Raw genomic sequence first — 26,574 nt, forward strand, 5'->3', positions numbered from 1 at the left:
GTCGCCCGAAACTGTGTTCGGCGTGTTGCTCGAACGGGTGTTCGATCGGTGGTACGTTCCTCCACAGCGGCGTCGCCCGGGTGTTCCATCCACAGATCGCGTGACCGTCGGCAGTGATGTCGGTGGCCAGCCATAGGTTGATGGACATCGGGAACAGCCCGAAGCCTTGTCGCAGAACCATCGGCCTTGCACCACCGGCCGGCGTGGACGCGACAGCCTACAGGCGGCCGAACACGAGCACGAAGGAGCACCCCATGCCATCACCGGCAGACCGCGAAAAGGCCCTCGAGACCGCACTCGCACAGATCGACAGGCAGTTCGGCAAGGGTGCGATCATGCGCCTCGGTTCGGACGAACGCGCACCCGTCAACGTCATCCAGACCGGGTCGGTGGCGCTCGACGTCGCGCTCGGCATCGGGGGACTGCCCCGCGGCCGCATCGTCGAGATCTACGGCCCGGAGTCCTCGGGTAAGACGACCCTCACCATCCACGCCATCGCCAACGCCCAGCGCGCCGGTGGCATCGCGGCCTTCATCGACGCCGAGCACGCGCTCGACCCGGAGTACGCCAAGAAGCTCGGTGTCGACATCGACGCCCTGCTCGTGTCGCAGCCGGACACCGCCGAGCAGGCGCTCGAGATCGCAGACATGCTCGTCCGCTCCGGCTCGATCGACCTCATCGTGATCGACTCGGTCGCAGCACTGGTGCCGCGCGCCGAGATCGAGGGCGAGATGGGTGACTCCCACGTCGGTCTGCAGGCCCGCCTCATGTCCCAGGCGCTGCGCAAGCTCGCCGGTGGGCTGAACCAGACGCAGACCACGATGATCTTCATCAACCAGCTGCGCGAGAAGATCGGCGTGTTCTTCGGTTCCCCGGAGACCACCTCGGGCGGAAAGGCACTGAAGTTCTACGCGTCCGTCCGCCTCGACATCCGTCGCATCGAGACGCTCAAGAGCGGCACCGACGCGGTGGGCAACCGCACGCGTGTCAAGGTCGTCAAGAACAAGATGGCGCCGCCCTTCAAGCAGGCCGAGTTCGACATCCTGTACGGCGTCGGCATCTCGCGCGAAGGCTCGCTGCTCGACTTCGGTGTCGACCACGGCATCGTCAAGAAGTCGGGTGCCTGGTACACCTACGACGGCGACCAGCTCGGGCAGGGCAAGGAGAACTCGCGTTCCTTCCTGATCCAGAACCCGGACACGGCGGCTGAGATCGAGGGCAAGATCCTCGCCAAGCTCGGCGTCGGTGGCGCCAAGGCAGAAGAGGCTCCGGTCGAGTCGATCGCGCCGAAGCTCGCGGAGCGCAAGGGCGCGTGAGCACCGACCACGACGACGACGGCCTCGCACCGGTCACCGACCTGTTCGGTGCGAGGTCCCGTCGTCGGGCCCCGGCAGCTGCGGACCCCACGCCCGAACCCGAGCCGACGGTGCCCAGCGCTCCGGAGCCCGTGCTCGAAGACGATGCGGACACCCCCGTTCCGTTGCCCATCCGCGGGCCGCGTGCACAGGCCGACTGGGTCTCGCCGGTCATCGGCGACGGTTCCGGCCGGACCGCGCGGGCCGAGCAGGACGGCTACGACGACGACGGGGCGGACGCCACGACGGCGTCGGTCTTCTCGATCGCCGGTGGTGAAGAACTCGACCCTGCGGATGCCCCGCGTCCCCTCGACGAGCAACGCGCCGACGCCGAGCGGCTCAGCATGCGGGCGCTCGGCCGCAAGGGCGTGAGCGAGTCCGAGATGCGGACACTGCTCACCCAGCAGGACCTCGACCCCGACGTGGTCGAGCACGAGATCGAACGCCTGACCCGCGTCGGGCTGCTCGACGACGTCGCCCTCGCCACCGACCTGGTGGACCGTCTGCACGCCCGCAAGGGTCTGGGGCGACAGGGCGTGGTCACCGAGCTGCGTCGTCGTGGCATCGACCAGATCGCGATCGACACCGCGCTCGACGAAGCTGCGGACGACGAGGACGACGAGTTCATCCGCGCCCAGGAGCTCGCCGACAAGCGTGCGCCGCAGATGCGTGGGCTCGACCGTGCGACCGCCGAGCGTCGGTTGTCGGGGTTCCTGATGCGCAAGGGCTACGGCTCGGGCGTGGTGCGGATCGCCGTCCAGCGTGCCCTCGACGGCGGCGGACGCCGGCCTCCGACGGGCCGCGGGACCGTGCGCTTCGAGTAGTCGCCCCGACCTACACTGGGACGACCATGGCCACCGTCGCAGCGCGCCAGCGCACCTACGAAGTCCGCACCTACGGGTGCCAGATGAACGTGCACGACTCCGAGCGGCTGAGCGGGTCGCTGCAGGCGGCGGGCTACACGGCTGCGGACGGCGAGCAGGCCGACGTCGTCGTGATCAACACCTGTGCGGTGCGCGAGAACGCCGACAACCGCTTGTACGGCAACCTCGGGCAACTGGCTGGCATCAAGCGCGACCACCCCGGCATGCAGATCGCCGTCGGTGGGTGCCTGGCGCAGAAGGACAAGAACGTCATCCTCGAGAAGGCGCCGTGGGTGGACGTGGTCTTCGGCACGCACAACATGGGCTCGTTGCCGACGCTGCTCGAGCGTGCGCGGCACAACGACGAAGCGCAGATCGAGATCCTCGAGGCGCTCGACGTGTTCCCGTCGACGCTGCCGACCAAGCGCGACTCGACCCACAGCGGGTGGGTGTCGATCTCGGTCGGGTGCAACAACACGTGCACGTTCTGCATCGTCCCGTCGCTCCGCGGCAAGGAGAAGGACCGCCGCCCGGGTGACGTCCTCGCCGAGATCCAGGCACTCGTCGACGACGGCGCGATCGAGGTCACGCTGCTCGGGCAGAACGTGAACTCGTACGGGGTCGAGTTCGGCGACCGGCAGGCGTTCGGCAAGCTGCTGCGCGCGGCCGGCACCATCGACGGCCTCGAGCGCATCCGCTTCACGAGCCCGCACCCGGCAGCCTTCACCGACGACGTCATCGACGCCATGGCCGAGACCCCGAACGTCATGCCGCAGCTGCACATGCCGTTGCAGTCCGGGTCCGACCGGGTGCTCAAGGCCATGCGGCGGAGCTACCGGAGCGAGCGGTTCCTCGGCATCCTCGACCGGGTGCGCGCCAAGATCCCGAACGCGGCGATCTCGACCGACATCATCGTCGGGTTCCCGGGCGAGACGGAAGAGGACTTCGCGGACACCCTGCGCGTCGTCGAGCAGGCACGGTTCGCCAGCGCCTTCACGTTCCAGTACTCGATCCGCCCCGGTACCCCGGCGGCGACGATGGACGACCAGCTGCCGAAGCACGTCGTGCAGGAGCGGTACGAGCGGCTCGTCGCGCTGCAGGAACGCATCACCGCGGAAGAGAACGCCGCGCAGGTCGGCCGGAGCGTCGAGGTCCTCGTCGCGACGGGCGAGGGGCGGAAGGACGACGCCACCCGCCGGTTGTCCGGACGCGCGGAAGACTCGCGGCTCGTGCACTTCGCCGTGCCGGAGGGCTCCGCGGTCCCGCGACCCGGCGACGTCGTCACGGTCGAGATCACCCGAGCGGCCCCGCACTTCCTGATCGCCGACGACGACGCTCCACTGCGCATCCGACGCACCCGGGCGGGCGACGCCTGGGACCATGCCGAGGCCGAGAGCTGCGGCGTGCCGACCCCGGCGGCGCCCGGCGACGGTCCGCGCCCGGTGTCGCTCGGACTGCCCACGCTCCGTGTCGGGCGCTGACGCCCCCGTCGGGGACGGCTCCGAGCGCGACACGGCCCAGGACCCCGAGCGCGACCCGGTACAGCACCGCGAGCGCGATGCGTCCGACGCTGATCTGATCGCCGTCGTCGGGGCGACGGGGACGGGCAAGTCCGACCTCGGGATCGCGATCGCCGAACGCCTCCGAGCCGCCGGCCGGAGCGCCGAGATCGTCAACGCCGACGCCATGCAGCTGTACCGGGGCATGGACATCGGCACCGCGAAGCTGTCGTTCGACGAACGGCACGGCATCCCGCACCACCAACTCGACGTGCTCGAGGTCACCGACGAGGCCAGCGTCGCCGCGTACCAGGTGGCCGCCCGAGCCGACGTCGACCGCATCCGTGCCGACGGCGGCGTCGCCGTGCTCGTCGGCGGGAGTGGCCTCTACGTGTCCTCCGTCCTGTTCGACCTGGCGTTCCCCGGCACCGACCCGGAACTCCGCGCGCAGCTCGAGCGCGAGCACGACGAGCTCGGACCGGGCATCCTGCTCGAGCGGCTCCGCGGCATGGACCCGGCGGCCGCAGCGACGATCGATGCACGCAACCCACGGCGGTTGATCCGGGCACTCGAGATCGCGAGCCGATCCGAGGTCGTGACCCCGAGCCTCCCGTCCGCGCCCCGCGCCTGGCGACCGTCCCGGATCCCGCACCTGCGGCGCGATCGTGAGCAGCTGGTCGCGGCGCTGCACGCGCGTGCAGCGGGCATGTTCGCCGCCGGGCTCGTCGACGAGGTCGCGGCTCTGCGCGAGCAGGGCATCGAAGACGGGAAGACCGCGCGGGCCGCGATCGGGTACTCGCAGGCGCTCGCTGTGCTGCGGGGGACCTCCACGATCGAGGCCGCGGTCGAGGCGACCGGCATCGCGACGCGCAAGTACGCCCGACGGCAGGTGTCCTGGTTCCGCCGCTACGCCGAGGCCGAGACCCTCGACGTCACCGGAGCCGACCGCGGGGACCTGTCGGAACTGGCCCGTAGGATCGTCCCGTGACCGAGCTGCACTTCACCAAGGGCCAGGGGACCGGCAACGACTTCGTCCTGTTCGCCGACCCCGACGCCACCGTCGACCTGACCCCCGAGCGGATCCGCGCGATCGCGGACCGACGTTTCGGCGTGGGCGGTGACGGCGTGATCCGTGCGGTGCGGTCGGAAGCGATCCCCGAAGGACGCGCCCTGGTGGCCGTCGAACCCGCGGCGACGTGGTTCATGGACTACCACAACGCCGACGGCACGGTCGCCGAGATGTGCGGCAACGGGATCCGGGTGTTCGCGCGGTACCTGACCGAGTCCGGCCTGGTCGAGCTCGCACCCGGTGAGACCCTGACCGTCGGCAGCCGCAAGGGCCTGGTCGACATCCAGCGGACCACCAACGGCTTCGCTGCCGACCTCGGCCGGTGGGGGCTGGGCATCGAGGACGGCGGCTCGGACGACGTCATGGTGCGCGCCAAGAACCTCGACGGTGCCCGGCCCGGCATCGGCATCGACGTCGGCAACCCGCACGTGGTCGTCGCCGTCGCGACCGAGGACGAACTCGCCGACCTCGACCTGACCTTCCTGCCCGTGCTCGACCCGGCGCCCGAGCACGGCGCCAACGTCGAGTTCGTGCTGCCCGGCGACCCCCTGATCAACGACGGCGTCGGCGAGATCACGATGCGGGTGCACGAGCGGGGCAGTGGCGAGACGCTGTCGTGCGGCACCGGTGCGGTGGCCGCTGCGCTCGCGACGCGGTACTGGGTGGGTTCCGGTGCGCCGGACACCTGGCGCGTGCGGGTTCCCGGTGGCGTCGTGACGGTGCGGATGTTCGCGGCGGAGGACGGCGAGCACGTGTCGCTGTCCGGGCCGGCCGAGCTGGTGTTCTCCGGCGACCTGACGGTCTGACGCGGGGCGCGGGCCGCGGGGCGGGCCGCGGGCGGAGCGCCGCAGGCGGCGGCGCGCGGCAGGCGGCGCGCGCCGCCAGAGCAGAAATGGTCGGGTGCCCTGCGGCGACTCGACCATTTCTGCTCACGAAGCCGCCCGCCCGGCGCCCGCGGCGGGCGGCGCGGCGCGGGGCGGCGCGGCGGCGCGGCGCGGCGCGCGGCGCGCTACGCCGTCCGGCGCACGCGGATGACGCGGAACCCCTTGTCGGTGGACGCCCGCGCGACGTGGAACCCGGCCCCGAGCGCACCGACGAGCCACTTCTGCAACGAGTCACCCCCGAGGTCCTTCGACACCACGAGCCAGGCGTCGCCCTCGACCTCGAGCCGGGGCAGCCACGTCAGCAGGATCTCGTGGAGTTCGTCCTTGCCGACGCGGATCGGCGGGTTCGACCAGATCGTCCGGAACCGCAGGTCGTCCGGGACGTCGTCGGGCAGGGCGATGGTGACGTTCGACGCACCGGCGGCCTCGGCGTTGGCCCGCGCCAGACCGAGCACCCGTTCGTTGACGTCGACGCCCCACACCGACGCGTCGGGGGAGTGCAGCGCCAACGTGATCGCGATCGGGCCCCAGCCGCAACCGACGTCGAGCAGGGCGCCGTCGTGCGCGGGCGGCGGGACGGAACCGAGCAGCACGCGGGTGCCGCGGTCGAGGCCGTCCGGGCTGAAGACCCCTGCGGCCGTGGTCAGCGTGAGCGACCGGCCGGCGAGGGTGACGTCGATCTGGCGTTCGCGGGTGTCCGATGACGGGTTCGCGGAGAAGTAGTGGTCGTTCGCCATGGATGAACCGTAGCGGGAACCCGGTGTGTCCGAGGCCCGCCGGAGGTACCCTGTGGACAGGATGACGGATACCCATCAGCAGAACGACCAGACCAACGACGACAGCGCAGACGGTGTCGTCGAACGGGTGTTGCGCAACGCCGACCGCCGCGCAGCATCGTCCATCTTCGCCCCCGCCCAGGCGATCCAGACCCGCTCGGTCGACGAGCACGGGTGGGACGGCGACGGCGACCAGTACGACCGTGAGGACCGCGCGGCCCTGCGCCGCGTCGCCGGCCTCTCCACCGAGCTCGAGGACGTCACCGAGGTCGAGTACCGCCAGCTGCGGCTCGAGCAGGTCGTCCTGATCGGCGTGTACCCGCACGGTGACGCGCAGGACGCCGAGAACTCCCTGCGGGAGCTGTCCGCCCTGGCCGAGACCGCCGGCGCGGTGGTCCTCGACGGGCTCCTCCAGCGTCGACCGAACCCCGACCCGGCAACCTACCTCGGCAAGGGCAAGGCGGAAGAGCTCGCGATGGTCGTCAAGGCCACCGGCGCCGACACGGTGATCGCGGACACCGAGCTCGCCCCGTCGCAGCGCCGCGCGCTCGAGGACGTGGTGAAGGTCAAGGTCATCGACCGCACGGCCGTGATCCTCGACATCTTCAGTCAGCACGCGAAGACCCGAGAGGGCAAGGCCCAGGTCGAGCTCGCGCAGCTCCAGTACCTGCTGCCCCGACTGCGCGGCTGGGGTGACTCGATGTCCCGGCAGGCCGGTGGCCAGGTCTCCGGCGGTGCGGGCATGGGTTCGCGTGGTCCCGGTGAGACGAAGATCGAGCTCGACCGACGTCGCATCCACACCCGCATGTCGAAGCTGCGCCGCCAGATCGCCGGGTTCCGCCCCGCGCGCGAGGCGAAGCGTGCCGACCGCCACCGCAACGAGGTGCCGAGCGTCGCGATCGCCGGCTACACGAACGCGGGCAAGTCCTCGCTCCTGAACCGCCTGACGAGCGCCGGCGTGCTGGTGCAGAACCAGCTGTTCGCGACGCTGGACGCCACGGTCCGCCGGACCGAGAGCACCAAGGGCCGCGAGTTCACCTTCGTGGACACGGTCGGCTTCGTCCGGAACCTGCCGCACCAACTGGTCGAGGCCTTCCGCTCCACCCTCGAGGAGGTCGGCGAGGCCGACGTCATCGTGCACGTGGTCGACGGCTCGCACCCCGACCCCGGCGCACAGCTCGCCACCGTGCGCGAGGTCATCGGCGACGTCGGCGCGCACGACATCCCCGAGATCGTCGTGTTCAACAAGGCCGACCTGATCGACGACGCACAGCGCCTCGTCCTGATCGGGCTCGCGTCGGACGCCGTCTTCGTGTCGGCCCGCACGGGTGAGGGCATCCCGGAGCTCCTCCGCACCATCGAGGAGCGCCTGCCGGAGCCCGACGTCGAGCTCACGGTGGTCGTGCCCTACGACCGCGGTGACCTCGTCTCCACGCTGCACGACGCCGGCGCGGTCGACTCCGTCGACTACGTCGAGGACGGCACCCGCCTGCGCGTGCGTGTCTTCCAGCGGCAGGTCGCGGAGCTCGATCCGTACGTGGTCGCCCCCGTCACGTCCTGACGACCGGTACCGGCTGACGGCCGGGAGGCCCGCCCCACGTCCGTCGCGCGGGTGCGCCCGGCCGCGGTTCAGCTCAACGCCGCACAACCGAAATCGGCTCGAACCACGAGATCTCGTGGTTCGAGCCGATCGTGGTTGTGCCCGGGGCGCGTCAGAGGGAGCGGAGAACCGCGACGACCTTGCCGAGCACCGACGCCGCGTCGCCGAGGATCGGCTCGAACGCAGTGTTGCGGGGGAGCAGCCAGGTGTGGCCGTCGCGCTGGCGGAAGACCTTGACGGTCGCTTCTTCGTCGAGCATCGCGGCGACGATGTCACCGTTCTCGGCGGTCTGCTGCGCGCGCACGACCACCCAGTCGCCGTCGCAGATCGCGGCGTCGATCATCGACTCACCGACGACCTTGAGCATGAAGAGGTCGCCCGAGCCGACGAGCTGCCGGGGGAGCGGGACGATCTCGTCGACGTGCTGCTCCGCCGTGATCGGGACACCGGCGGCGATCCGGCCGACCAGGGGCACGAGCGTGGTGGCGTCGACGTCGGGTCCGGTGACGTCCGGCGTGGGCTCGTCGACCAGGACCTCGAGCGCACGGGGACGGTTCGGGTCGCGGCGGATCCAGCCACCGAGCTCGAGCTGGCCGAGCTGGTGGGACACGCTCGACAGTGAGGAGAGCCCAGCTGCATCGCCGATCTCGCGCATGCTCGGCGGGTAGCCCCGCGAGGCGATGGACGCGCGGATGGCGTCGAGGATCGTCTGCTGCTTCGCGGTCAGCGGCTTCTGGCCCCGCAGTTCGTCCACCACGTCGTCTCGCTTTCGTCGGTGCTGAGCGGCCGTGGCGGGAATGTCGGTGGTCCCCGTTTGACTTGTCCCAGTCGATCGAAACAGTATCCGACCGGTCAACCCCGGACAAACACCTGTTCGAGCGTGTCGCAAGAAAACCCCGCAAAAATCCTCTCCCAGGACTTGTGCGTCGTCTGATTCGAAACTATGTTCGGTACACGACTTCGGTTCACCCGGACGGGAAGGCAAGAACGACATGAGCACCATCGCCATCGCTGACATCCAGCGCACCGCGGCCCCCGCCGTGCGCGTCCGCCTGCGCCTGACGCGCCGCGGCCGCATCGTCTTCACGACGCTCGCCGCGCTCCCCCTCCTCATCGTCGTCGCCTTCTTCGTCCTGAACGGCGGCCAGGCGTCCGCCGGTGACGCCGCCGCTGGTGGCGCCCGGACGCAGTTCGACACGGTCACGATCCAGCCGGGCGAGACGCTCTGGCAGCTGGCCGAGGACACTGCGCCGAACGCCGACCCGCGCGACTTCGTGCAGGACGTCATCAGCCTCAACGCCCTCGACGGCTCCGGGCTGCAGGCCGGCGAGCAGATCGCCATCCCGACGAAGTACACCTCCGGCCAGTAGTCGCTGCAAGTGGTCGAGGGCAGTCCCGTCCGGACGGCTGGTCGTCCGGTGGCCACAGCGGCCTACGATGGATCGGTGGCATTCACGCTGGAAGACCTCCCGATCCGAGATGACCTCCGCGGTCAGAGCCCCTACGGCGCTCCGCAGAAGCACGTCCGCGTCCAGCTGAACGTCAACGAGAACACGCATCCCGTGCCGGACGACGTGGCTGACGACATCGTCGCCTCGATCCGCCAGGCGCTCGCGACGGTGAACCGCTACCCGGACCGCGAGTTCACGGAGCTCCGCGAGTCGCTCGCCGGGTACCTCGGACACGGCCTGTCGGCAGAACAGCTGTGGGCGGCGAACGGCTCGAACGAGGTCCTCCAGCAGCTGCTGCAGGCCTTCGGCGGCCCGGGGCGTTCCGTCCTCGGGTTCCCGCCCACCTACTCGATGCACTCGATCCTGGCGTCCGGAACCGGCACGACCTGGATCCCGGCGGAGCGCGACGACGAGTACCGCATCTCTCCCGAGACCGTGGTGGCGGCGATCGAGCAGCACCGTCCGGACATCGTGTTCCTGTGCGGGCCGAACAACCCCACGGGCACACCGCTGCCGATCGAGACGATCGAGGCCGCGTACGCCGCGACCGACGGCATCGTGATGGTGGACGAGGCCTACGCCGAGTTCATGCCGGCCGACGTGCCGAGCGCCCTCACGCTGCTGCCCGGGCGCGAGCGTCTCGTCGTGTCGCGCACCATGAGCAAGGCCTTCGCGTTCGCCGGTGCACGAGTCGGCTACATGGCGGCACACCCCGCCGTGATCGACGCCGTCCGCCTCGTCCGACTGCCCTACCACCTGTCCGTCCTGACGCAGGCAGCCGCCGTCGCCGCACTGCGCCACGCGCCCGAGATGCTCGCGATGGTCGACGACATCAAGCAGCAGCGCGACCGGATGGTGACCGAGCTGCAGGCCATGGGCTACCGGACGTACGAGACCTGGTCGAACTTCGTGCTGTTCGGTGGGGTCGCCGACCCGCACGCTGCGTTCGAGTCGCTGCTCGAGCGGGACGTCATCGTGCGCGACCTCGGGATCCCGAACCACCTGCGGGTGAGTGCCGGCACCGAAGAGGAGACCACCGCCTTCCTCGACGCCATGCGGCAGGTCGCGGCCGAGCAGCCGCCGGTTAGGGTTGGGGCATGACCGCCCGTACCGCCTCGATCAGCCGCAGCACGAGCGAATCGAGCGTCGAACTCGAGCTCGACCTCGACGGCACCGGTTCGTCCGACATCTCGACGAGCGTGCCGTTCTTCGACCACATGCTGACCGCGTTCAGCAAGCACTCGCTCATCGACCTGCGCGTGCGCTCGACCGGTGACACCGACATCGACGTGCACCACACGGTCGAGGACACCGGCATCGTGCTCGGGCAGGCGCTCAAGCAGGCCCTCGGCGACCGGTCCGGCATCGGCCGGTACGGCGACGCCCTCGTGCCCCTCGACGAAGCGCTGGCCCAAGCGGTCGTCGACGTCTCCGGGCGCCCGTTCCTCGTGCACTCGGGTGAGCCCGAGGGGTTCGAGTTCCACCGCATCGGCGGTCACTTCACCGGGTCGATGATCCGCCACGTGTTCGAGGCGATCACGTTCAACGCGGGCATCACCGTGCACGTCCGTGTGCTCGGTGGCCGCGACCCGCACCACATCGCCGAGGCCGAGTTCAAGGCGTTCGCGCGTGCGATGCGCAAGGCGGTCGAGCTCGACCCGCGCGTCGACGGCATCCCCTCCACCAAGGGCGCACTGTGACCGCGAAGCCGAACGTCGTCGTCCTCGACTACGGGTCGGGCAACGTCCACTCTGCCGCCAAGGCACTCGAGCGGGCCGGGGCCGAGGTCACGTTGACCTCCGACAAGCAGGCGGCGCTCCGTGCCGACGGCCTGCTCGTACCCGGGGTGGGGGCGTTCGCCGCGGTCATCGACCAGCTCGAGGGCGTCCAGGGCGGCGAGATCGTGGACCACCGTCTGGCCGGTGGTCGTCCGGTGCTCGGCATCTGCGTGGGCATGCAGGTGTTGTTCTCCCGCGGCATCGAGCGCGGAGCCGACGTCGAGGGGCTCGGGCAGTGGCCCGGCACCGTCGAGCAGCTCCAGGCCGAGGTCCTGCCGCACATGGGCTGGAACACCGTCCAGGCACCAGAGGACTCCGTGCTGTTCGACGGGCTGCACGACGAGCGGTTCTACTTCGTGCACTCGTACGGCGTGACCGACTTCCCGCTCGACGCCTACGGGCCGTTCCGTGCTCCCGGCCTGACGTGGGCCGAACACGGGCAGCGGTTCATCGCCGCGGTCGAGAACGGTCCGCTCACCGCGACCCAGTTCCACCCCGAGAAGTCCGGCGAGCCGGGCATCCGCCTGCTGACCAACTGGGTGCGCTCGCTCTGAACCCGGCCCGTGACGGGCGCGACTGCGCCGCCGGACGTGCCACGGGCCTCCAGACCGAACACCGCACCTTCACCACCGCGACGAAACCGACAGGACCATGACCGACCTCACCGACACCTCGCCCCTCGTCCTGCTGCCCGCCGTCGACGTCGTCGACGGCCAGGCCGTGCGGCTGACCCAGGGCGAGGCGGGGAGCGAGACCGGCTACGGCGACCCCGTCGCCGCCGCGCGCACCTGGCGCGACCAGGGCGCGGAGTGGATCCACCTGGTGGACCTCGACGCGGCCTTCGGTCGTGGCGACAACCGCAAGGTCATCGCGCACGCGATCCGCGAGGTCGACGGCGTCTCGGTCGAGCTGTCGGGCGGCATCCGCGACGACGCCTCGCTCGAAGCCGCGCTGGCCACCGGCGCCGCCCGGGTCAACCTCGGCACGGCGGCGCTCGAGAACCCGGACTGGGCCGCTCGGGTGATCGGCGAGTACGGCGAGCAGATCGCCGTCGGGCTCGACGTGCGTGGAACGACCCTCGCCAGCCGCGGCTGGACCGAGGACGCCGGCGACCTGTGGGAGGTCCTGGACCGGCTCGAGGCCGCGGGGTGCGCCCGGTACGTCGTCACCGACGTCACGAAGGACGGCACGCTGCAGGGCCCGAACGTCGAGCTGCTGCGCCAGGTGTGCGACCGGACCGACCAGCCCGTCGTGGCCTCTGGTGGGATCTCGACGCTCGACGACCTGCGGGCACTGCGCGAGCTCGTGCCGTTCGGGCTCGAGGGCGCGATCATCGGCAAGGCGCTGTACTCCGGGGCGTTCACGCTGCCGGCCGCACTCGACATCGCCTCGGAGTAGCGGCGTGGCGGGGATCTCGAACGGGCGCGGAACCGGACCGGACGCGGCAACCGGTCCCGACGACGCGCACACCCCGGGTGGCGCGGCGGACTCGGCCGGCTCCGCCTGGGAAGGTCGAACGTTCGACCACCACGACACCGCGTTCGCCGACGACGACGGGCTGGCCGACCCGGCGCTGACCGCGGCGATCGCGGGTGTGGCCGCCGGTGCATCGCAGGCGGCGGTCGTCGAGGCGCTGCGCACCGCCCGGCTGCTCATCCCGCTCATCGCCGAAGCCGGCGACCTCGGCGAGACCGACGCCGGCAAACTCGTGGACAAGACCCAGGAGCTCTCGATCGTGACGGTCGCCGGGCCGGACGGGCGGAGCGTCATGCCGGCGTTCACCTCGGTCGACGCGATGCACGCCTGGGACGCCGATGCCCGGCCCGTGCCCGTGGAGTCACGCCGGGTGGCGATGGCCGCGGCGAGCGAGGAGACGCAGCTCGTCGTGCTCGACCCGAAGTCGGCGACCGAGTTCGTGCTGCGCCGTCCCGCGGTGTGGGCGCTCGGTCAGGACCTGCCGTGGACCCCGTGCTTCGAGGACCCCGAGGTCGCCCAGGCGTTCGCCGACTCGGTCGTGGGGAGCGCAGCGTCGCCCGTGTCGAACTGACCCCCGGTGACCCGGTCGGACGCTTCGCCGGCCCGGAGCTGACCGTCGGGCTGGCGTTGCACCCGGGGCTCGACCGCGAGCAGGTCGGCGAGCTCGTCGCACGCCTGCAGCAGCGGTGGTCGACGGACGCCGTCATCGCCGAACGCGTCGACAGCATGCGCGTGGCCCTGCGCGCAGCCTGAGCGGCGACCGCGTCGGCCAGGCACCCTGCCACGAGCAACGCCGACCCGGCCGCGCGCGGCGGTGCGGCCCCGGGCCGGCCGACGTCGCCGGTACGATGGCCGGGTGAGCACGAACCCGACGACCAACCCCACCGGCGCGACCTCCATCGGTCCGACGGGTCGTCCTGTCCGGGAGTTCCCCGTGCCCGAGGAACTCGACAGCACCGGCCCTGCGCGCATCATCGCCCTCTGCAACCAGAAGGGCGGCGTCGGCAAGACCACGACGGCGATCAACCTCGGTGCGGCGCTGGCGGAGTACGGCCGCAAGGTCCTGGCCGTCGACTTCGACCCGCAGGGTGCGCTCTCGGCGGGCCTCGGCGTCCGCACGCACGACATCCACACCGTCTACGACCTGCTCATGGGCGCCGTGAAGGACCCGATCCAGGTCATCCAGCCGACGAACACCCCGGGGCTCGACGTGATCCCGGCGAACATCGACCTGTCCGCGGCCGAGGTGCACCTGGTCAACGAGGTCGCCCGTGAGCAGATCCTGGCGAGCGTGCTGCGCAAGGTCGCGAACGACTACGACGTGATCCTGGTCGACTGCCAGCCGTCGCTCGGCCTGCTCACCGTCAACGCCCTGACCGCGGCGCACGGCGTGCTGATCCCGCTCGAGTGCGAGTTCTTCGCCCTGCGCGGTGTCGCCCTGCTCATCGAGACGATCGACAAGGTGCGCGACCGCCTCAACCCGGCGCTGACGCTCGACGGCATCCTGCCCACCATGTACGACTCGCGCACCCTGCACTCGCGCGAGGTCATGGAGCGCGTCGTCGACACCTTCGACGACCGGGTCCTCGACACCGTCATCGGGCGCACCGTGAAGTTCCCGGACGCCACCGTCTCCGCTCGGCCGATCACCCAGACGGCACCGGACCACGCCGCCGCCCACGCCTACCGGCAGCTCGCACGAGAGCTCGTCCAGCGTGGCGCCGTCGCCTGAGTCGGGGTTCCGGGTCCGACTCACCAACTTCGACGGCCCGTTCGACCTCCTGCTGTCGCTCATCACGAAGCACGAGCTCGACATCACCGAGGTCTCGCTCGGCGCGGTCACGGGGGAGTTCATCCAGTACGTGCGTCAGGCCGAGTCGGCGGACGAACTCGACGAGGCGAGCGAGTTCCTCGTGGTCGCCGCGACCCTGCTCGACCTGAAGATCGTCGGGCTGCTGCCGCAGGGTGAGCTCGTCGACGCCGAGGACGTCGCCCTGCTCGAGGCCCGCGACCTGCTGTTCGCACGGCTGCTGCAGTACCGGGCGTTCAAGCAGGCCGCCGACTGGTTCGGTGAGCGCTGGGGTGTGGAGTCGCGTCGGCACGTCCGGAGTGTCCGGCTCGAGGAGCGGTTCCGCGCCCGCACGCCCGAGCTCGTGTGGACGCTCTCGGTGCAGGACTTCGCCGCGCTGGCAGCGCTGGCGTTCGCCCCGCGGGAGATCCCGACGGTCGGACTCGACCACCTGCACGCGCCGCTCATCAGCATCCGCGAACAGGCCGCGATCGTCGTCTCGATCTTGCGGACACGCGACGGCGAGGGCGTCTCGTTCCGCGAACTGGTCGCGGGCGTCGACCAGACGGGTATCGTGGTGGCTCGCTTCCTCGCGATCCTGGAGCTGTACCGGAACGCATCGATCTCGTTCGAACAACTCGAGCCGCTCGGGGAACTCACGCTCCGATGGACCGCCGAGGACTGGTCCGACGAGAGCCTCGCCAACCTGGGAGCCGACTATGACGGATGACGTGCACGACACGTCCAGCGCCGAACCCGGCGGCGCCGACGAGATGGCCGACGCCCGCGCGATCGAGCACGAGATCCACGCGCGTGCCGAGCACGAGCACGACCATGCCCCGCAGACGCACCCGGCGATCCCGATCGACCGCCAGCTCGAGGCGATCCTGATGATCGCGGACGAGCCCCAGCCACTCGTCGCGCTCGGCGCCGCCGTCAACGCCCCCGTCCCCGCCGTCCGCCAGGCCGTCGAACGCCTCGTCGCGGACTTCGACGGCGTCGACGGCACCACCCGCCGCGGGTTCGAACTCCGCGAGGTCGGCGGCGGCTGGCGCTTCTACGTCCGCCAGGACCTGGACGCCGTCGTCGAGCAGTTCGTCGAGGCCGAGCGTCCCTCGCGCCTGTCGCAGGCCGCGCTCGAGACCCTCGCGGTCGTCGCCTACAAGCAACCGATCACGCGATCCCAGATCGCGTCGATCCGCGCCGTCAACGTCGACGGCGTCGTCCGAACGCTGGTCGCGCGCGGTCTCATCGAGGAGTCGTTCACCGACTCCGAGACCGGCGCCATCAACTACGTCACGTCCGATCTGCTCCTGCAGCAGCTCGGCATCAACTCGCTCGACGAGCTGCCGCTCATCTCGCCCCTCCTGGACGACGGTGCGGACGGCTTCGGGCAGAACGAAGGGATCCCCGATGGCCGGGTTTGACGACCGGGGCGCGGCGCGCCCCGAGACCGAGACGACCGCAACGGACGCTCAGGAGGCCCGGATCGCCCCGGGCGTTCGGCTCCCGGCCGCGGCGGGGCCGGCTCCAGTGCCGGTGGCCGATCCGGCGGGTACAGTCGCGACGACCGCGGGGGCGCACGTCCGCCGCGTGACGACGACCGTCGTGGCGGCTACCCGCCGCGCGACGACCGTGGTGGGTACCGGGGTCGAGACGACCGTAGTTCCGCGCCGCGTGATGACCGTGGTGGGTACCGCGGCCGGGACGACCGCAGCTCGGCGCCGCGCGACGACCGTGGCGGGTACCGGGGCAACTCTGCTCCGCGTGACGACCGCGGTGGGTACCGAGGCCGTGACGACCGTGCCGGCGGCGGCGACCGTGGCGGCTACCGCGGGAACTCCGCGCCGCGCGATGACCGTGGTGGCTACCGCGGGCGCGATGACCGCAGCTCGGCTCCGCGCGATGACCGCGGTGGCTACCGCGGGAACCCGCGCCGCGTGACGATCGCGGTGGCTACCGGGGTCGCGACGACCGCAGCTCGGCCCCGCGTGATGACCGTGGTGGCTACCGGGGCAACTCGGCTCCGCGCGACGACCGCGGTGGGTACCGGGGTCGCGATGACCGCAGTTCGGCTCCGCGCGACGACCGTGGTGGCTACCGCGGTAACTCGGCTCCGCGTGATGACCGTGGCGGGTACCGGGGTCGCGATGACCGCAGCTCAGCGCCGCGTGATGACCGCGGTGGGTACCGCGGCCGTGATGACCGCAGCGCCGCGCCGCGTGACGACCGTGGCGGCTACCGGGGTCGCGATGACCGCAGCTCGGCACCCCGCGACAACCGTGACGACCGTGGCGGCTACCGGGGTCGCGATGACCGCAGCTCGGCACCCCGCGACAACCGTGACGACCGTGGCGGCTACCGGGGTCGCGATGACCGCAGCTCGGCACCCCGCGACAACCGTGACGACCGTGGTGGGTACCGCGGTCGTGACGACCGCAGCTCGGCACCTCGCGACAACCGCGACAGCCGCGAGGACCGCCGCGGCCCCGACGGCCAGCAGAGCCGCGTGTGGCACAACGGCCGCCGCTACGTCGGCGGCACCACGAGCGTCCGCAACAGCGACCGCCCCGGCAAGAGCAGCAACACCGCCAACGGCCGCACCACGCCGAAGCCGAGCGGTGAGCGCGACAGCCACGGCGCCCCGGTGGAGGGCACGCCCGAACGCCCGATCATCGAGGACTGGGACGCGGCGGACGGGACGGCGTCTGCCGGGGCCGAGCCGGGCCTCCAGGCAGAGGGGGAGCGCCTGCAGAAGGTGATCGCCGCTGCGGGCGTGGCATCTCGCCGCGTCGCGGAGAACCTGATCGTCGAGGGCCGCGTGACGGTCAACGGGCAGGTGGTGGACGCCCTCGGGCGTCGTGTCGACCCCGCGACGGACGCGATCTCGGTCGACGGCGTGCCGGTGCAGATCGACTCCTCGCGGCGGTACATCGTGCTGAACAAGCCGACCGGTGTCGTCTCGAGCCTGCAGGACGAGCGCGGTCGCCGCGACCTGACCGAGTTCGTGGACCGCTACGAGGAGCGCCTGTTCAACGTCGGCCGCCTGGACACCGAGACCTCCGGGCTGCTCGTCCTGACGAACGACGGCGACCTGGCACACGTGCTCGCGCACCCGTCGTTCGGCGTGCAGAAGACCTACATCGCGAAGGTGCACGGCAACGTGAACCCCGCCGTGGTGCAGCGTCTGACCGAGGGCGTCGAGCCCGAGGACGGTCCGATCAAGGCCGACAAGGTGCGGTTGCTCGAGTCCTCGCGGGGTGAGTCGCTCGTCGAGATCACGCTGCACTCCGGCCGCAACCGGATCGTCCGTCGCATGCTCGAGGCCGTCGACCACCCGGTCCTCGAACTCGTCCGGCGCTCGTTCGGGCCGCTGCACCTCGGCAGCCTGCCGCCGGGCAAGATGCGCGAGCTGGGCACGGTCGAGGTCGGGAAGCTGCTCGGCACCGTCCGCGACGCCAAGCCTTCCGCTCGAGACGACCGCGACGTCGCCCTCGACCAGGGCGAGGACGACGAGTGGGACGACGAGACCGCGGACTGACCTGCGACCGGCCCTCGGGCCGTGACCGCCACCCGGACGTCGACCGATGCCCGGGTGTCGGTCGGTAGGCTTGCCCGGTGACCGACCTGACCCCACCCGACATCGACCGCCGCGTGCGCGGCCCGGTGCGGGTCGTCGGCACCGGGCTCCTCGGCACCTCGATCGGTCTGGCGCTGCGCGAGAAGGGGTCGACGTCGTCCTCGACGACGTCTCACCCGGCGCGTTGGCGCTCGCCGTCGACTACGGGGCCGGGCGCCGGCCCGAACCCGGCGACCAGCCGGAACTCGTGGTGGTGGCGGTCCTGCCGGACGTCGTGGCGACCGTCGTCGCCCGCGAACTGGCCGCCTACCCGGACGCCATCGTGACCGACGTCGCGAGCGTCAAGGCCGGACCGTTGGCCGAGCTCGTGGCCGCCGGCGCCGACGTCACCCGCTACATCGGGTCGCACCCGATGGCCGGCCGTGAGCGCAGCGGACCGAGCGCCGCCCGCGCCGACCTGTTCGTCGGCAGCCCCTGGGTGATCGCCGGCCACGACGCCATCAGCTACCAGCGCGCCGCCGTGGTCGAGGACCTGGCGCTCGACGTCGGCGCGACCGTCGTGCCGATGGACCCGGCTTCGCACGACCTGGCCGTGGCCTACGTCTCGCACGTGCCGCAGCTCGTGTCGACGTTGATGGCCTCGCGGCTGCGTGACGCCCCGGACGGGTCCCTCGGTCTCGCCGGAGGTGGCGTCCGCGACGTCACCCGTGTCGCCGCGAGCGACCCCGGCCTGTGGGTGCAGATCATCGGCGCGAACGCGGCCAACGTCCGGCGGGTCCTGGCCGACCTGCGCGACGACCTGAGCGACGTGATCCGGGCGCTCGACGACCCCGCCGCCGCCGGCGCACCACGGACCCTGGCCGAGACGATCGCCGCCGGCAACCGTGGGGTCGAACGGCTGCCCGGCAAGCACGGCACCACCAAGCGCTTCGCCCAGGTGGTCGTCCTCGTCGACGACACCCCCGGGCAGATCGCCGCGCTCCTGACGTTCATCGGGGAGATCGGCATCAACCTCGAGGACATGCGCCTCGAGCACTCACCGGGCGCGCAGATCGGCATCGTCGAGGTGTCGGTCCTGCCCGAGCAGGAACAGCGACTCGTCGAGGAACTCGAGGGTCGCGGATGGAGGATCGCAGCAGCATGGGCCTGAACGACACGAACGCAGCGACGAACGACTCCGGTGTGACCGCCGACTCCGGCGTGACCGGCGGGCCGGACGGTCCGGACTCCGGTCTGCCGACCCCGACCCCCGGTGACGGCGCTCGCGGTGGCGCGGACGGCGGCCCGCTCGGCGGTCCGGCCGGCGGCCTCGGCGAACCCGGCGGCGAGCCCGGTTCGACCAGCGCCCCGGTACCGGCCGGCCTGACCGACGGCGCCTACGTCGCGAAGATCGTCATCGCGGTCGACGGCCCCGCGGGCAGCGGCAAGTCGAGCGTCTCCCGCGCGGCCGCCCGCGCCCTCGGCTACGGCTACCAGGACACCGGCGCCGCCTACCGCGCCCTCGCCTGGCACGCCCTGCAGCAGCGGGTCGACCTCGACGACGCGGCGGCGATCCTGGCGAGCTGGGACACCTTCGACTACGCCATCGGCACCGACCCCGACGACTACTACGTGCGCGTGGGGGAGACCGACGTCACCGACGCGATCCGCACCCCGGACGTGACGGGCGCGGTGGCCCACATCGCGAAGCTCCCCGACGTCCGACACCGGCTCGTGCAGCTGTTCCGGAACGTCATGCGGAAGACCGACGCACCGGGCATCATCACCGAGGGTCGGGACATCACCACGGTGGTCGCACCCGACGCCGAGGTCCGGATCCTGCTGACGGCCGACGAGTCCGTTAGAATGGCCCGGCGCTCGGCGGAGGTCACGACCCAGTCGGCCGCAGAGACCTCCGCCGCACTCGCTCGTCGAGACGCGGCGGACGCGAAGGTCGTCGACTTCATGAACGCCGCAGACGGCGTCACGACGCTCGACTCCACCGACCTCGACTTCGACCAGACCGTGCAGGCGGTCGTCGACCTGGCCCGCGCGGCCACGCACTGACGCACGACCGGACGGCCTCGGCCGCCTGGTCACACCACGGCCGGATCTCCGGCCCGGCCGGGAACGGCCACCGACACCGCGGCTCCGGCCGCTCGCGAGGAACCCACCATGGCTCAGTTGGACAACCCGGACAACGACGACTTCCCCCAGTACGACGACGCCCTCGGCGAGCGGCTCGCCGGACTCGACGAGGCCGAGGCCGAGCAGCGCGCGACCGCGCTCCGCGCCGGACTCGAGGAGTACGACCTCGAGGACGAAGACCTCGCCCTGCTCGAGGCCGGTCAGGTCGGCGAGGACGGCGTCCACTACCTGCCCGCCTACCCGGTGCTCGCGATCGTCGGCCGCCCGAACGTCGGCAAGTCCGCGCTCGTCAACCGCATCCTCGGTCGTCGCGAGGCCGTCGTGCAGGACGTCCCCGGCGTCACGCGTGACCGCGTCAGCTACAAGGCCGACTGGAACGACAAGCGCTTCACGCTCGTCGACACCGGCGGCTGGGAGCCCGGCGCCGAGGGCATCAACGCCTCGGTCGCCGCGCAGGCCGAGGTCGCGATCGACCTCGCCGACGCCGTGCTGTTCGTCGTCGACGTCACGGTCGGGATCACCGCCACCGACGAGCACGTCGTCAAGATGCTCCGCGGCACCGACCGCCCCGTCATCGTCGTCGCGAACAAGGCCGACGACGAGCGCCGCGAACTCGACGCCTACGAGCTCTGGAACCTGGGGCTCGGCGAGCCGCACCCCGTGTCGGCCCTGCACGGCCGTGGCGTCGCGGACCTGCTCGACCTGATCATCAAGACGCTGCCCGACACCTCGGCCGTCGCCAAGCAGGAGGTCGGTGGCCCCCGCCGCGTCGCCATCCTCGGCCGCCCGAACGTCGGCAAGAGCTCGCTGCTCAACAAGGCCGCCGGTGAAGAGCGCGTCGTCGTGAACGACATCGCCGGCACCACCCGCGACCCGGTGGACGAGCAGATCGAGCTCGGCGGCAAGGTGTGGCGCTTCGTCGACACCGCCGGCATCCGGAAGCGCGTCCACATGCAGCAGGGCGCCGACTTCTACGCCTCGCTCCGCACCACCGCCGCGCTCGAGAAGGCCGAGGTCGCCGTCGTCGTCCTCGACGTCACCGAGCCCGTCTCCGTGCAGGACCTGCGCATCATCGACCTGGTGCTCGAGTCGGGCCGTGCGCTCGTCCTGGCCTACAACAAGTGGGACCTGCTCGACGACGAACGTCGCCGTTACCTCGAGCGCGAGATCGAGCAGGACCTGGCGCACGTCGCCTGGGCCCCGCGCGTCAACATCTCCGCCCGCACCGGCCGTCACCTCGAGAAGCTCGTGCCGGCGCTCGAGACCGCCCTCGCGTCGTGGGACACCCGCATCCCGACGGGCAAGGTCAACGCCTTCATCGCCGAGCTCGTCCAGGAGCACCCCCACCCCGTGCGCGGCGGCAAGCAGCCCCGCATCCTGTTCGGGACCCAGGCGTCGAGCCAGCCGCCGACCTTCGTGCTCTTCACGTCGGCGTTCCTCGACCCGCAGTACCGACGGTTCATCACCCGTCGACTCCGCGAGGTCTGGGGCTTCTCCGGCACCCCGATCAACGTCAACATGCGCGTGCGCGAGCGCCGGAAGCGCTGAGTCGCAGCTCCGTCACACACAACGCGTCCCGTCTGCACGGGGCGCGTTGCTCGTTCGCGTTCGCGTTCGCGTTCGGCCGGGAGGCCCGGAGCGCGTCCGCAGCGTCGGCGCGGCATCATGGGAGCGTGCGCATCGGGCGGTGGGGAACGGATCGACGTCGGCTCGCCCTGGTGGGTGCCCTCGTCGCCGTGGTCGTCGTCGGCTCGGTGTCACTCTGGACGGTCTCGCACGCACCGTCCGAGGACGACACCGTCACCCGCTCCGACCGTGCCGCGCCTGAACCAGCGCAGTCGCCGACGGAGGGGCTGCGACCCTCGAACGGCCTCGGCGTACCCCTGTCCGACGAGTCCCCGGCCGTGCAGTCCGCCGATTCGTCGCCGATCGAGCCATGGTGGCGCCGTGTCCCGCCGGTCTCCGGGGACATCGTCGGCATCGACGGTGCCGCTGCCTCTGGACACGTCCACATCGCGGGGAACACGGGTGACGCCACCCTCGCGGTGGACATCTCGCACCTGAAGACGGGCACGAGTGGCCCAGTCGACGTCGTGTTGTCCGGTGGGACGGTCACCGGTGGGAAGGACCCGGAGTGGACGCCGGCCGGGGAGTCCTTCGACGTCTTCCAGGCCGCCGGCGTCGAGCAAGGGCTGACCGTCGTGCTGAGCGACCCGTGGACCCTGCCCGACGAGGTCCGCTGCCTCGTCCTGCTCGACGCCGCGACCGGCACCGTGCTGGGTGGCGCGGCGCTGGTGCCGAGCGACTGAGCCGGCTGGGCAGTCCCGCGCCGACCCGGAACGACATCGTCGACGTCGTGTGACCTCGATGACGTCGTTCGGGGTCGGCGTCGGTACCCGCGCGGTACGTCGACGGTCGCTCGATACGGCACGATGTACTGGTGACGCAGCGCAACGACGGACTCGGTGGCCTCGCCGACCGTCTGTGGTGCCGGCTGCGGCTCGACCGGCTGGCCGGAGGTCGCCAGGGCGGGTACGTCATCCGTCAGGACATGCTCGAGCACCCCGACACCGTGCGCTCCTTCCGGTGGATCCGCTGGCTGCTCGTCGCGGAGACGATCGTCGGACTCGCCGCGATCGTCGTGGCCGTGCTGTTGACGCGCGCGGGGGAGACCGTGCCGTGGGCGGTGTGGTTCCGGCGACGGTCGTGCTGCTCATCACCCTGACGCTTTACGTGTTCGCGTGGCGGGCACAGCTCGGGTACTACTGGGCGTACCAGCGGGTGCGGTTGTTCAGCCGGATCTTCCCGATCGTAACGCTCATCGTGGCGGCGATCCCCGGGCTGTACCCGTTCTGGATGGTGATCGAGCAGATCGTGTTCTCACTGCTCATGATCGGCATCGGCGACGTGCTCACCACCGACCACATGCGCGCCACGTTCCCCAAGCCCGCCCGCCGCTAGCGCCCCGCGTGCCGGCTCCGGCGCCCGCCACTCTTGCGACAGACCACGCGTCGATCGACTCGTGGACTGTCGCGGAACGGGTGCGGGGGCGGTATGTGCAGCGCTAGGCGACGGTCGCCAGCGCGAAGGGCAGCACGGCGGCGGCACCGGCACGCCGGAGTTCGCGCCCCGCGACGGTCATGGTCCACCGACTGTCGACCAGGTCGTCGACGAGCAGCACCGGCCCGTCGTGGGACTGCAGGGCAGCGGCGAGCGATGAATCCACCACGAAGGTGTCCCACACGCCGGACAACCGGTAGGCGCTGTTCGTCGCACCGTCGCCGCGGGTGTGCCGCCGTTCTGGTCGAGCGTGCCGAGGAAACTGCAGCCGCCCGATCGTCGACAGCGCCTGGGCGAGCGACCCCACGAGCTGCGGCCGCGACCGCGAGGACATCGCCACGACCCCGGTCGGCCGGGTCTCCCACGGCCAGTCCTTGAGGCAGCACGAACACAGCCGTCGACGAGCTCGCGGGAGATCGGAGCGTCGGGCGTCGACGGCGAGAACAGTGCACGGAGCGGCCCGCCCCAGCCGAGGTCGGTCAGACGAGCCACCGCGCGGCCGGGCTGGACGAGCTCGTCGGCGCCGATCTTGCCCCGCACCGAGACGCCGAGCGACGACATGCCCGACGGCCACTGGGCACGCGGGGCGATCTCGACACCGACCTTGTCCAGCGCGGCCGCCGCACCGGACGAGTCCGAGTCGGAGACCGCGGTCGGGAACCACGCCCCGGCGCAGTTGTCGCACCGACCGCAGGGCTCCGCGGACGGGTCGTCGAGGTCCTGCTGCAACAGCTGCATGCGGCACGCCGAGGTGGACTCGTAGTCGAGCATCGAGGCGGCCTCGGCGGAACGCGCCGCGGCGACCCGCTCGTACCGCGGGGCGTCGTACTGCCACGGCTGCCCGGTGGAGACCCAGCCGCCGGTGACGCGTCGGACCGCCCCGTCGACGTCGAGCACCTTGAGCAGGAGTTCGAGGGTGGAGCGCTTGATGTCGACCAGCCCCTCGAGCGCGACGGTCGACATCGCGGTGTCGGTGGACAGGGCGCCGAGCACGGCAGAGGCCCGGGCCTCGGTCGGCATGGACGCACTGGCGAAGTACTGCCAGATCTCGCGGTCCTCACGACCGGGCAGCAGCAGCACGTCGGCGTTGTCGGTGGCACGACCCGCACGACCGATCTGCTGGTAGTAGGCGACAGGCGACGAGGCGCGCCGACGTGCACGACGAACCCGAGGTCCGGCTTGTCGAACCCCATGCCGAGCGCACTCGTGGCCACCAGGGCCTTCAGCTCGTTGCCCTTGAGCTGCTGCTCGAGCTGCTCCCGCTCGTCGGCGTCGGTGCGCCCGTGTAGGCCCGGACGGCGTACCCGTTGTCGCGGAGCAGGCGAGCGATGTCCTCGGCAGCCGAGACCGTGAGCGTGTAGATGATGCCGCTGCCGGGCAGGTCGCCGAGGTGCGCGAGCAGCCAGCCGAGCCGCTGTCGGGCGTCGGGCAACGTGAGCACGCCGAGCCGCAGGGACTTGCGGGCGAGCGACCCGCGGATCGTGAACACCGGGTCGGCCGGGCCGGCGGTGAGCTGCTCGGCGACGTCCTCGACCACGCGCTCGTTCGCCGTCGCGGTGGTCGCCCAGGACGGGGACCCCGTGGGGAGGGACCGGATGAGCTCGGCCAACCGGCGGTAGTCCGGTCGGAAGTCGTGGCCCCAGTCCGAGATGCAGTGCGCCTCGTCGACCACGAGCATGCCCATCCGCGCGATGAGGGTCGGCATCTGCTCGTCGCGGAACTTCGGGTTGTTCAGGCGTTCGGGGGAGACGAGGAGCACGTCGACCTCGTCACGGGCGAGCGCGGCCTGGGTCTCGCCCCACTCGTGCGCGTTTGCGGAGTTGATCGACACCGCACGGACCCCGGCCCGGGCAGCCGCAGCCACCTGGTCGCGCATCAGTGCGAGCAGCGGCGACACCAGGACGGTCGGGCCACCACCACGGCGCCGGAGCAGCAGGGTCGCGAGGAAGTACACCGCCGACTTGCCCCACCCGGTGCGCTGCACGACGAGGGCGCGCTGCCGGTGCTCGACCAGCGCGGAGATCGCCTCGAGCTGGCCGGGGTGGAAGACCGCGTCGGGGCGCCCGGTGAGCGCAGCGAGCGCCTGCTGTGCCTCGGCGGCGATGTCTGCAGAAGGCGAGACGACAGACGGAGCGGCGGTGGGGGTGTCCATGCCCCCATGCTGTCAGGAGCAACCGACGAAAGCCGACCCGCGCCTCCCGACTGTGGACAACGCGACGGAACGCGCTTACTGGTAGGTGACCAACGACGGCGTCGGCTGCACGTCCGCCATCGTCTGCCCGGGCGTCAGCATGGGCGTGTCCTCGTCGTAGAAGTTCTTCCAGCCCCAGTGCAGGCCCTCCGGAGCGCCCTCGTGCAGCGCCTTCCACGTCGCCTGCTTGTCCGGCTGCGATCCCTGCCCGTCGACGTGCACGAGCATGTCGAGCTCCGGATGGGTCTTCAGCGCCGACCGGTCCTGGATCATCGAGAGCCGGAACTGGTGCAGCACGAGGGCCTTCGGCGGCAGCCCCTCCTTCTTGACGAGCGACGCCAGCCACGAGGACACCTCGTTCACCTCGGACGCCGACACGCTGCCGATCTGCTGCAGCGGCACCTGGTCCTTCGTCAGCCGCCACTCCGGGTCGAGCGCGAGCCACACCCCGGGCTTCTTCAGCAGCGACTCGTACTTCTTCGCCTGCGACAGGAAGTCCGAGCGCCCCGGCTGCAGGTCGATGATCACGGGCATGTCGGCGTCGTGCGCGGCGTCGACGTAGGGCTCGAGCGTCGACACCGGCAGCTCGGTCGAGTAGTCGCCGTCCGCCCCGGCGTCCCCCGCAGCGACGGTCGCGATGACCTCCATCGCAGGCGTCACGAGCTCGTCGGACTCGGCCCGGTACGGCTTCGCGACCTGCTCGGCACGCTGCACGGTCTCCTTCGGCCCCTGCTCGCCGAGCACACCGAGCGCCGGCGCCCCGGGAGCCCCGTACAGCGCCACGTAGCGGTGCCCGTCGAACGGCCGCTGGCCGCCGTTCCGCAGCTGGTAGCCGCCCTCGGCCGCCCGCACCGTCCACTCCGGGTCCGGCAGCGCGTCGAACGCCGCACCGACCAGGACCGTCTGCGTGCTGCTTCCGCTCGTGCAGCGCCGTCACCACGTCGGGCGCGGCAGCCGGGTCGGTCACGCCCTTCGGCATGGTCACCACCTTCGCACCGGCGGCCTTGGCGGTCGCCACGGCCGCAGCGTCCGCGCTCGCGTCCGCCACCACCACCGTGGCCTGCCGGGAGGCCCGG

24 protein-coding genes and 3 pseudogenes are annotated in these 26,574 nt (G+C 71.4%); 23 read left to right on the top strand and 4 right to left on the bottom strand.

Annotated elements, in window-relative coordinates:
* The first annotated feature begins 254 nt into the window (after positions 1-254).
* The 5 genes from recA (at position 255) to dapF (ending at position 5,592) form a co-directional block, all read left to right on the top strand.
* Positions 255-1,316: a recombinase RecA gene (recA, locus tag ACZZ0J_RS19285; RefSeq protein ID WP_111084595.1), complete on the top strand. Its 1,062-nt coding sequence runs from the start codon at positions 255-257 to the stop codon at positions 1,314-1,316.
* Positions 1,313-2,179, top strand: coding sequence for a regulatory protein RecX (locus ACZZ0J_RS19290; RefSeq protein WP_463438033.1), 867 nt, complete (start codon positions 1,313-1,315; stop codon positions 2,177-2,179). The genes recA and ACZZ0J_RS19290 overlap by 4 nt, the downstream gene beginning before the upstream one ends.
* A 26-nt stretch (positions 2,180-2,205) precedes the next feature.
* The gene (gene miaB, locus ACZZ0J_RS19295; RefSeq protein WP_463438034.1) at positions 2,206-3,699 is read left to right on the top strand and encodes a tRNA (N6-isopentenyl adenosine(37)-C2)-methylthiotransferase MiaB; all 1,494 of its coding nucleotides are present in this window, start codon (positions 2,206-2,208) and stop codon (positions 3,697-3,699) included.
* A gap of 94 nt (positions 3,700-3,793) precedes the next feature.
* Entirely contained in the window at positions 3,794-4,705 is a 912-nt protein-coding gene (gene miaA, locus ACZZ0J_RS19300; RefSeq protein WP_463438233.1) for a tRNA (adenosine(37)-N6)-dimethylallyltransferase MiaA, read from the top strand.
* Positions 4,702-5,592, top strand: a complete 891-nt coding sequence (gene dapF / locus ACZZ0J_RS19305; protein ID WP_111084599.1) for a diaminopimelate epimerase — start codon at positions 4,702-4,704, stop codon at positions 5,590-5,592. Before miaA ends, dapF begins: the two co-directional genes overlap by 4 nt.
* A gap of 203 nt (positions 5,593-5,795) precedes the next feature.
* Here dapF and ACZZ0J_RS19310 read toward each other — a convergent pair whose 3' ends face one another.
* Positions 5,796-6,407, bottom strand: a complete 612-nt coding sequence (locus tag ACZZ0J_RS19310; protein ID WP_463438035.1) for a class I SAM-dependent methyltransferase — start codon at positions 6,405-6,407, stop codon at positions 5,796-5,798.
* A gap of 61 nt (positions 6,408-6,468) precedes the next feature.
* On the opposite strand from ACZZ0J_RS19310, the gene hflX reads away from it, so the two are divergent.
* On the top strand, positions 6,469-8,007 hold the full coding sequence (hflX, locus tag ACZZ0J_RS19315) for a GTPase HflX (protein ID WP_111084601.1): 1,539 nt from the start codon (positions 6,469-6,471) through the stop codon (positions 8,005-8,007).
* 151 nt (positions 8,008-8,158) lie between these two features.
* On the opposite strand, the gene lexA is transcribed toward hflX, so the two are convergent.
* On the bottom strand, positions 8,159-8,803 hold the full coding sequence (lexA, locus tag ACZZ0J_RS19320; RefSeq protein WP_123293903.1) for a transcriptional repressor LexA: 645 nt from the start codon (positions 8,801-8,803) through the stop codon (positions 8,159-8,161).
* A 235-nt stretch (positions 8,804-9,038) separates the two neighbouring features.
* Between lexA and ACZZ0J_RS19325 the strand changes: the two genes are divergently transcribed.
* The 17 genes and pseudogenes from ACZZ0J_RS19325 to ACZZ0J_RS19405 all read left to right on the top strand — a co-directional run bounded on the left by ACZZ0J_RS19325 (position 9,039) and on the right by ACZZ0J_RS19405 (position 23,208).
* A complete protein-coding gene (locus ACZZ0J_RS19325) occupies positions 9,039-9,416 on the top strand; it encodes a LysM peptidoglycan-binding domain-containing protein (protein ID WP_111084603.1) in 378 nt (125 codons plus the stop codon).
* Between the two features lie 75 nt (positions 9,417-9,491).
* Positions 9,492-10,598 (top strand): histidinol-phosphate transaminase, encoded by a 1,107-nt coding sequence (locus ACZZ0J_RS19330; protein WP_123341024.1) that lies wholly within the window; start codon positions 9,492-9,494, stop codon positions 10,596-10,598.
* Positions 10,595-11,197, top strand: a complete 603-nt coding sequence (gene hisB, locus ACZZ0J_RS19335) for an imidazoleglycerol-phosphate dehydratase HisB (RefSeq protein ID WP_111084605.1) — start codon at positions 10,595-10,597, stop codon at positions 11,195-11,197. Before ACZZ0J_RS19330 ends, hisB begins: the two co-directional genes overlap by 4 nt.
* Positions 11,194-11,829, top strand: coding sequence for an imidazole glycerol phosphate synthase subunit HisH (gene hisH, locus ACZZ0J_RS19340; RefSeq protein WP_463438036.1), 636 nt, complete (start codon positions 11,194-11,196; stop codon positions 11,827-11,829). The genes hisB and hisH overlap by 4 nt, the downstream gene beginning before the upstream one ends.
* A 97-nt stretch (positions 11,830-11,926) precedes the next feature.
* On the top strand, positions 11,927-12,673 hold the full coding sequence (gene priA / locus ACZZ0J_RS19345) for a bifunctional 1-(5-phosphoribosyl)-5-((5-phosphoribosylamino)methylideneamino)imidazole-4-carboxamide isomerase/phosphoribosylanthranilate isomerase PriA (RefSeq protein ID WP_111084607.1): 747 nt from the start codon (positions 11,927-11,929) through the stop codon (positions 12,671-12,673).
* 4 nt (positions 12,674-12,677) lie between these two features.
* A pseudogene (locus ACZZ0J_RS19350) lies at positions 12,678-13,504 on the top strand (SseB family protein).
* A 103-nt stretch (positions 13,505-13,607) separates the two neighbouring features.
* Positions 13,608-14,483 (top strand): ParA family protein, encoded by an 876-nt coding sequence (locus ACZZ0J_RS19355; RefSeq protein WP_111084609.1) that lies wholly within the window; start codon positions 13,608-13,610, stop codon positions 14,481-14,483.
* Complete coding sequence (locus ACZZ0J_RS19360; RefSeq protein ID WP_111084610.1) at positions 14,467-15,270, top strand: segregation and condensation protein A; 804 nt, start codon at positions 14,467-14,469, stop codon at positions 15,268-15,270. Before ACZZ0J_RS19355 ends, ACZZ0J_RS19360 begins: the two co-directional genes overlap by 17 nt.
* On the top strand, positions 15,260-15,967 hold the full coding sequence (gene scpB, locus ACZZ0J_RS19365) for an SMC-Scp complex subunit ScpB (RefSeq protein WP_463438037.1): 708 nt from the start codon (positions 15,260-15,262) through the stop codon (positions 15,965-15,967). Before ACZZ0J_RS19360 ends, scpB begins: the two co-directional genes overlap by 11 nt.
* 166 nt (positions 15,968-16,133) lie before the next feature.
* On the top strand, positions 16,134-16,484 hold the full coding sequence (locus ACZZ0J_RS19370) for a hypothetical protein (RefSeq protein ID WP_463438038.1): 351 nt from the start codon (positions 16,134-16,136) through the stop codon (positions 16,482-16,484).
* Between the two features lie 805 nt (positions 16,485-17,289).
* Positions 17,290-18,081 (top strand): pseudouridine synthase, encoded by a 792-nt coding sequence (locus tag ACZZ0J_RS19375; protein ID WP_463438234.1) that lies wholly within the window; start codon positions 17,290-17,292, stop codon positions 18,079-18,081.
* Positions 18,082-18,158: 77 nt separating this feature from the next.
* A pseudogene (locus ACZZ0J_RS19380) lies at positions 18,159-19,270 on the top strand (prephenate dehydrogenase).
* A 212-nt stretch (positions 19,271-19,482) separates the two neighbouring features.
* Complete coding sequence (cmk, locus tag ACZZ0J_RS19385) at positions 19,483-20,166, top strand: (d)CMP kinase (RefSeq protein ID WP_214546585.1); 684 nt, start codon at positions 19,483-19,485, stop codon at positions 20,164-20,166.
* Between the two features lie 108 nt (positions 20,167-20,274).
* Positions 20,275-21,795, top strand: coding sequence for a ribosome biogenesis GTPase Der (der, locus tag ACZZ0J_RS19390; RefSeq protein ID WP_111084613.1), 1,521 nt, complete (start codon positions 20,275-20,277; stop codon positions 21,793-21,795).
* A 125-nt stretch (positions 21,796-21,920) separates the two neighbouring features.
* Positions 21,921-22,556, top strand: a complete 636-nt coding sequence (locus ACZZ0J_RS19395) for a hypothetical protein (protein ID WP_463438039.1) — start codon at positions 21,921-21,923, stop codon at positions 22,554-22,556.
* 131 nt (positions 22,557-22,687) lie between these two features.
* Positions 22,688-22,972, top strand: a complete 285-nt coding sequence (locus ACZZ0J_RS19400) for a hypothetical protein (protein WP_463438040.1) — start codon at positions 22,688-22,690, stop codon at positions 22,970-22,972.
* Positions 22,954-23,208 carry a hypothetical protein gene (locus tag ACZZ0J_RS19405; protein WP_461964313.1) on the top strand — a complete coding sequence of 85 codons (255 nt, stop codon included), beginning with the start codon at positions 22,954-22,956 and terminating at the stop codon, positions 23,206-23,208. Before ACZZ0J_RS19400 ends, ACZZ0J_RS19405 begins: the two co-directional genes overlap by 19 nt.
* Before the next feature lie 103 nt (positions 23,209-23,311).
* On the opposite strand, the pseudogene ACZZ0J_RS19410 reads toward ACZZ0J_RS19405, so the two are convergent.
* Both ACZZ0J_RS19410 and ACZZ0J_RS19415 read right to left on the bottom strand, forming a co-directional pair.
* Positions 23,312-25,459, bottom strand: a pseudogene (locus ACZZ0J_RS19410) (RecQ family ATP-dependent DNA helicase).
* 75 nt (positions 25,460-25,534) lie between these two features.
* Positions 25,535-26,350 carry a hypothetical protein gene (locus ACZZ0J_RS19415; protein WP_463438041.1) on the bottom strand — a complete coding sequence of 272 codons (816 nt, stop codon included), beginning with the start codon at positions 26,348-26,350 and terminating at the stop codon, positions 25,535-25,537.
* Positions 26,351-26,574: the final 224 nt, after the last annotated feature.

The sequence above is a fragment of the Curtobacterium sp. AC272 genome (assembly GCF_979258155.1).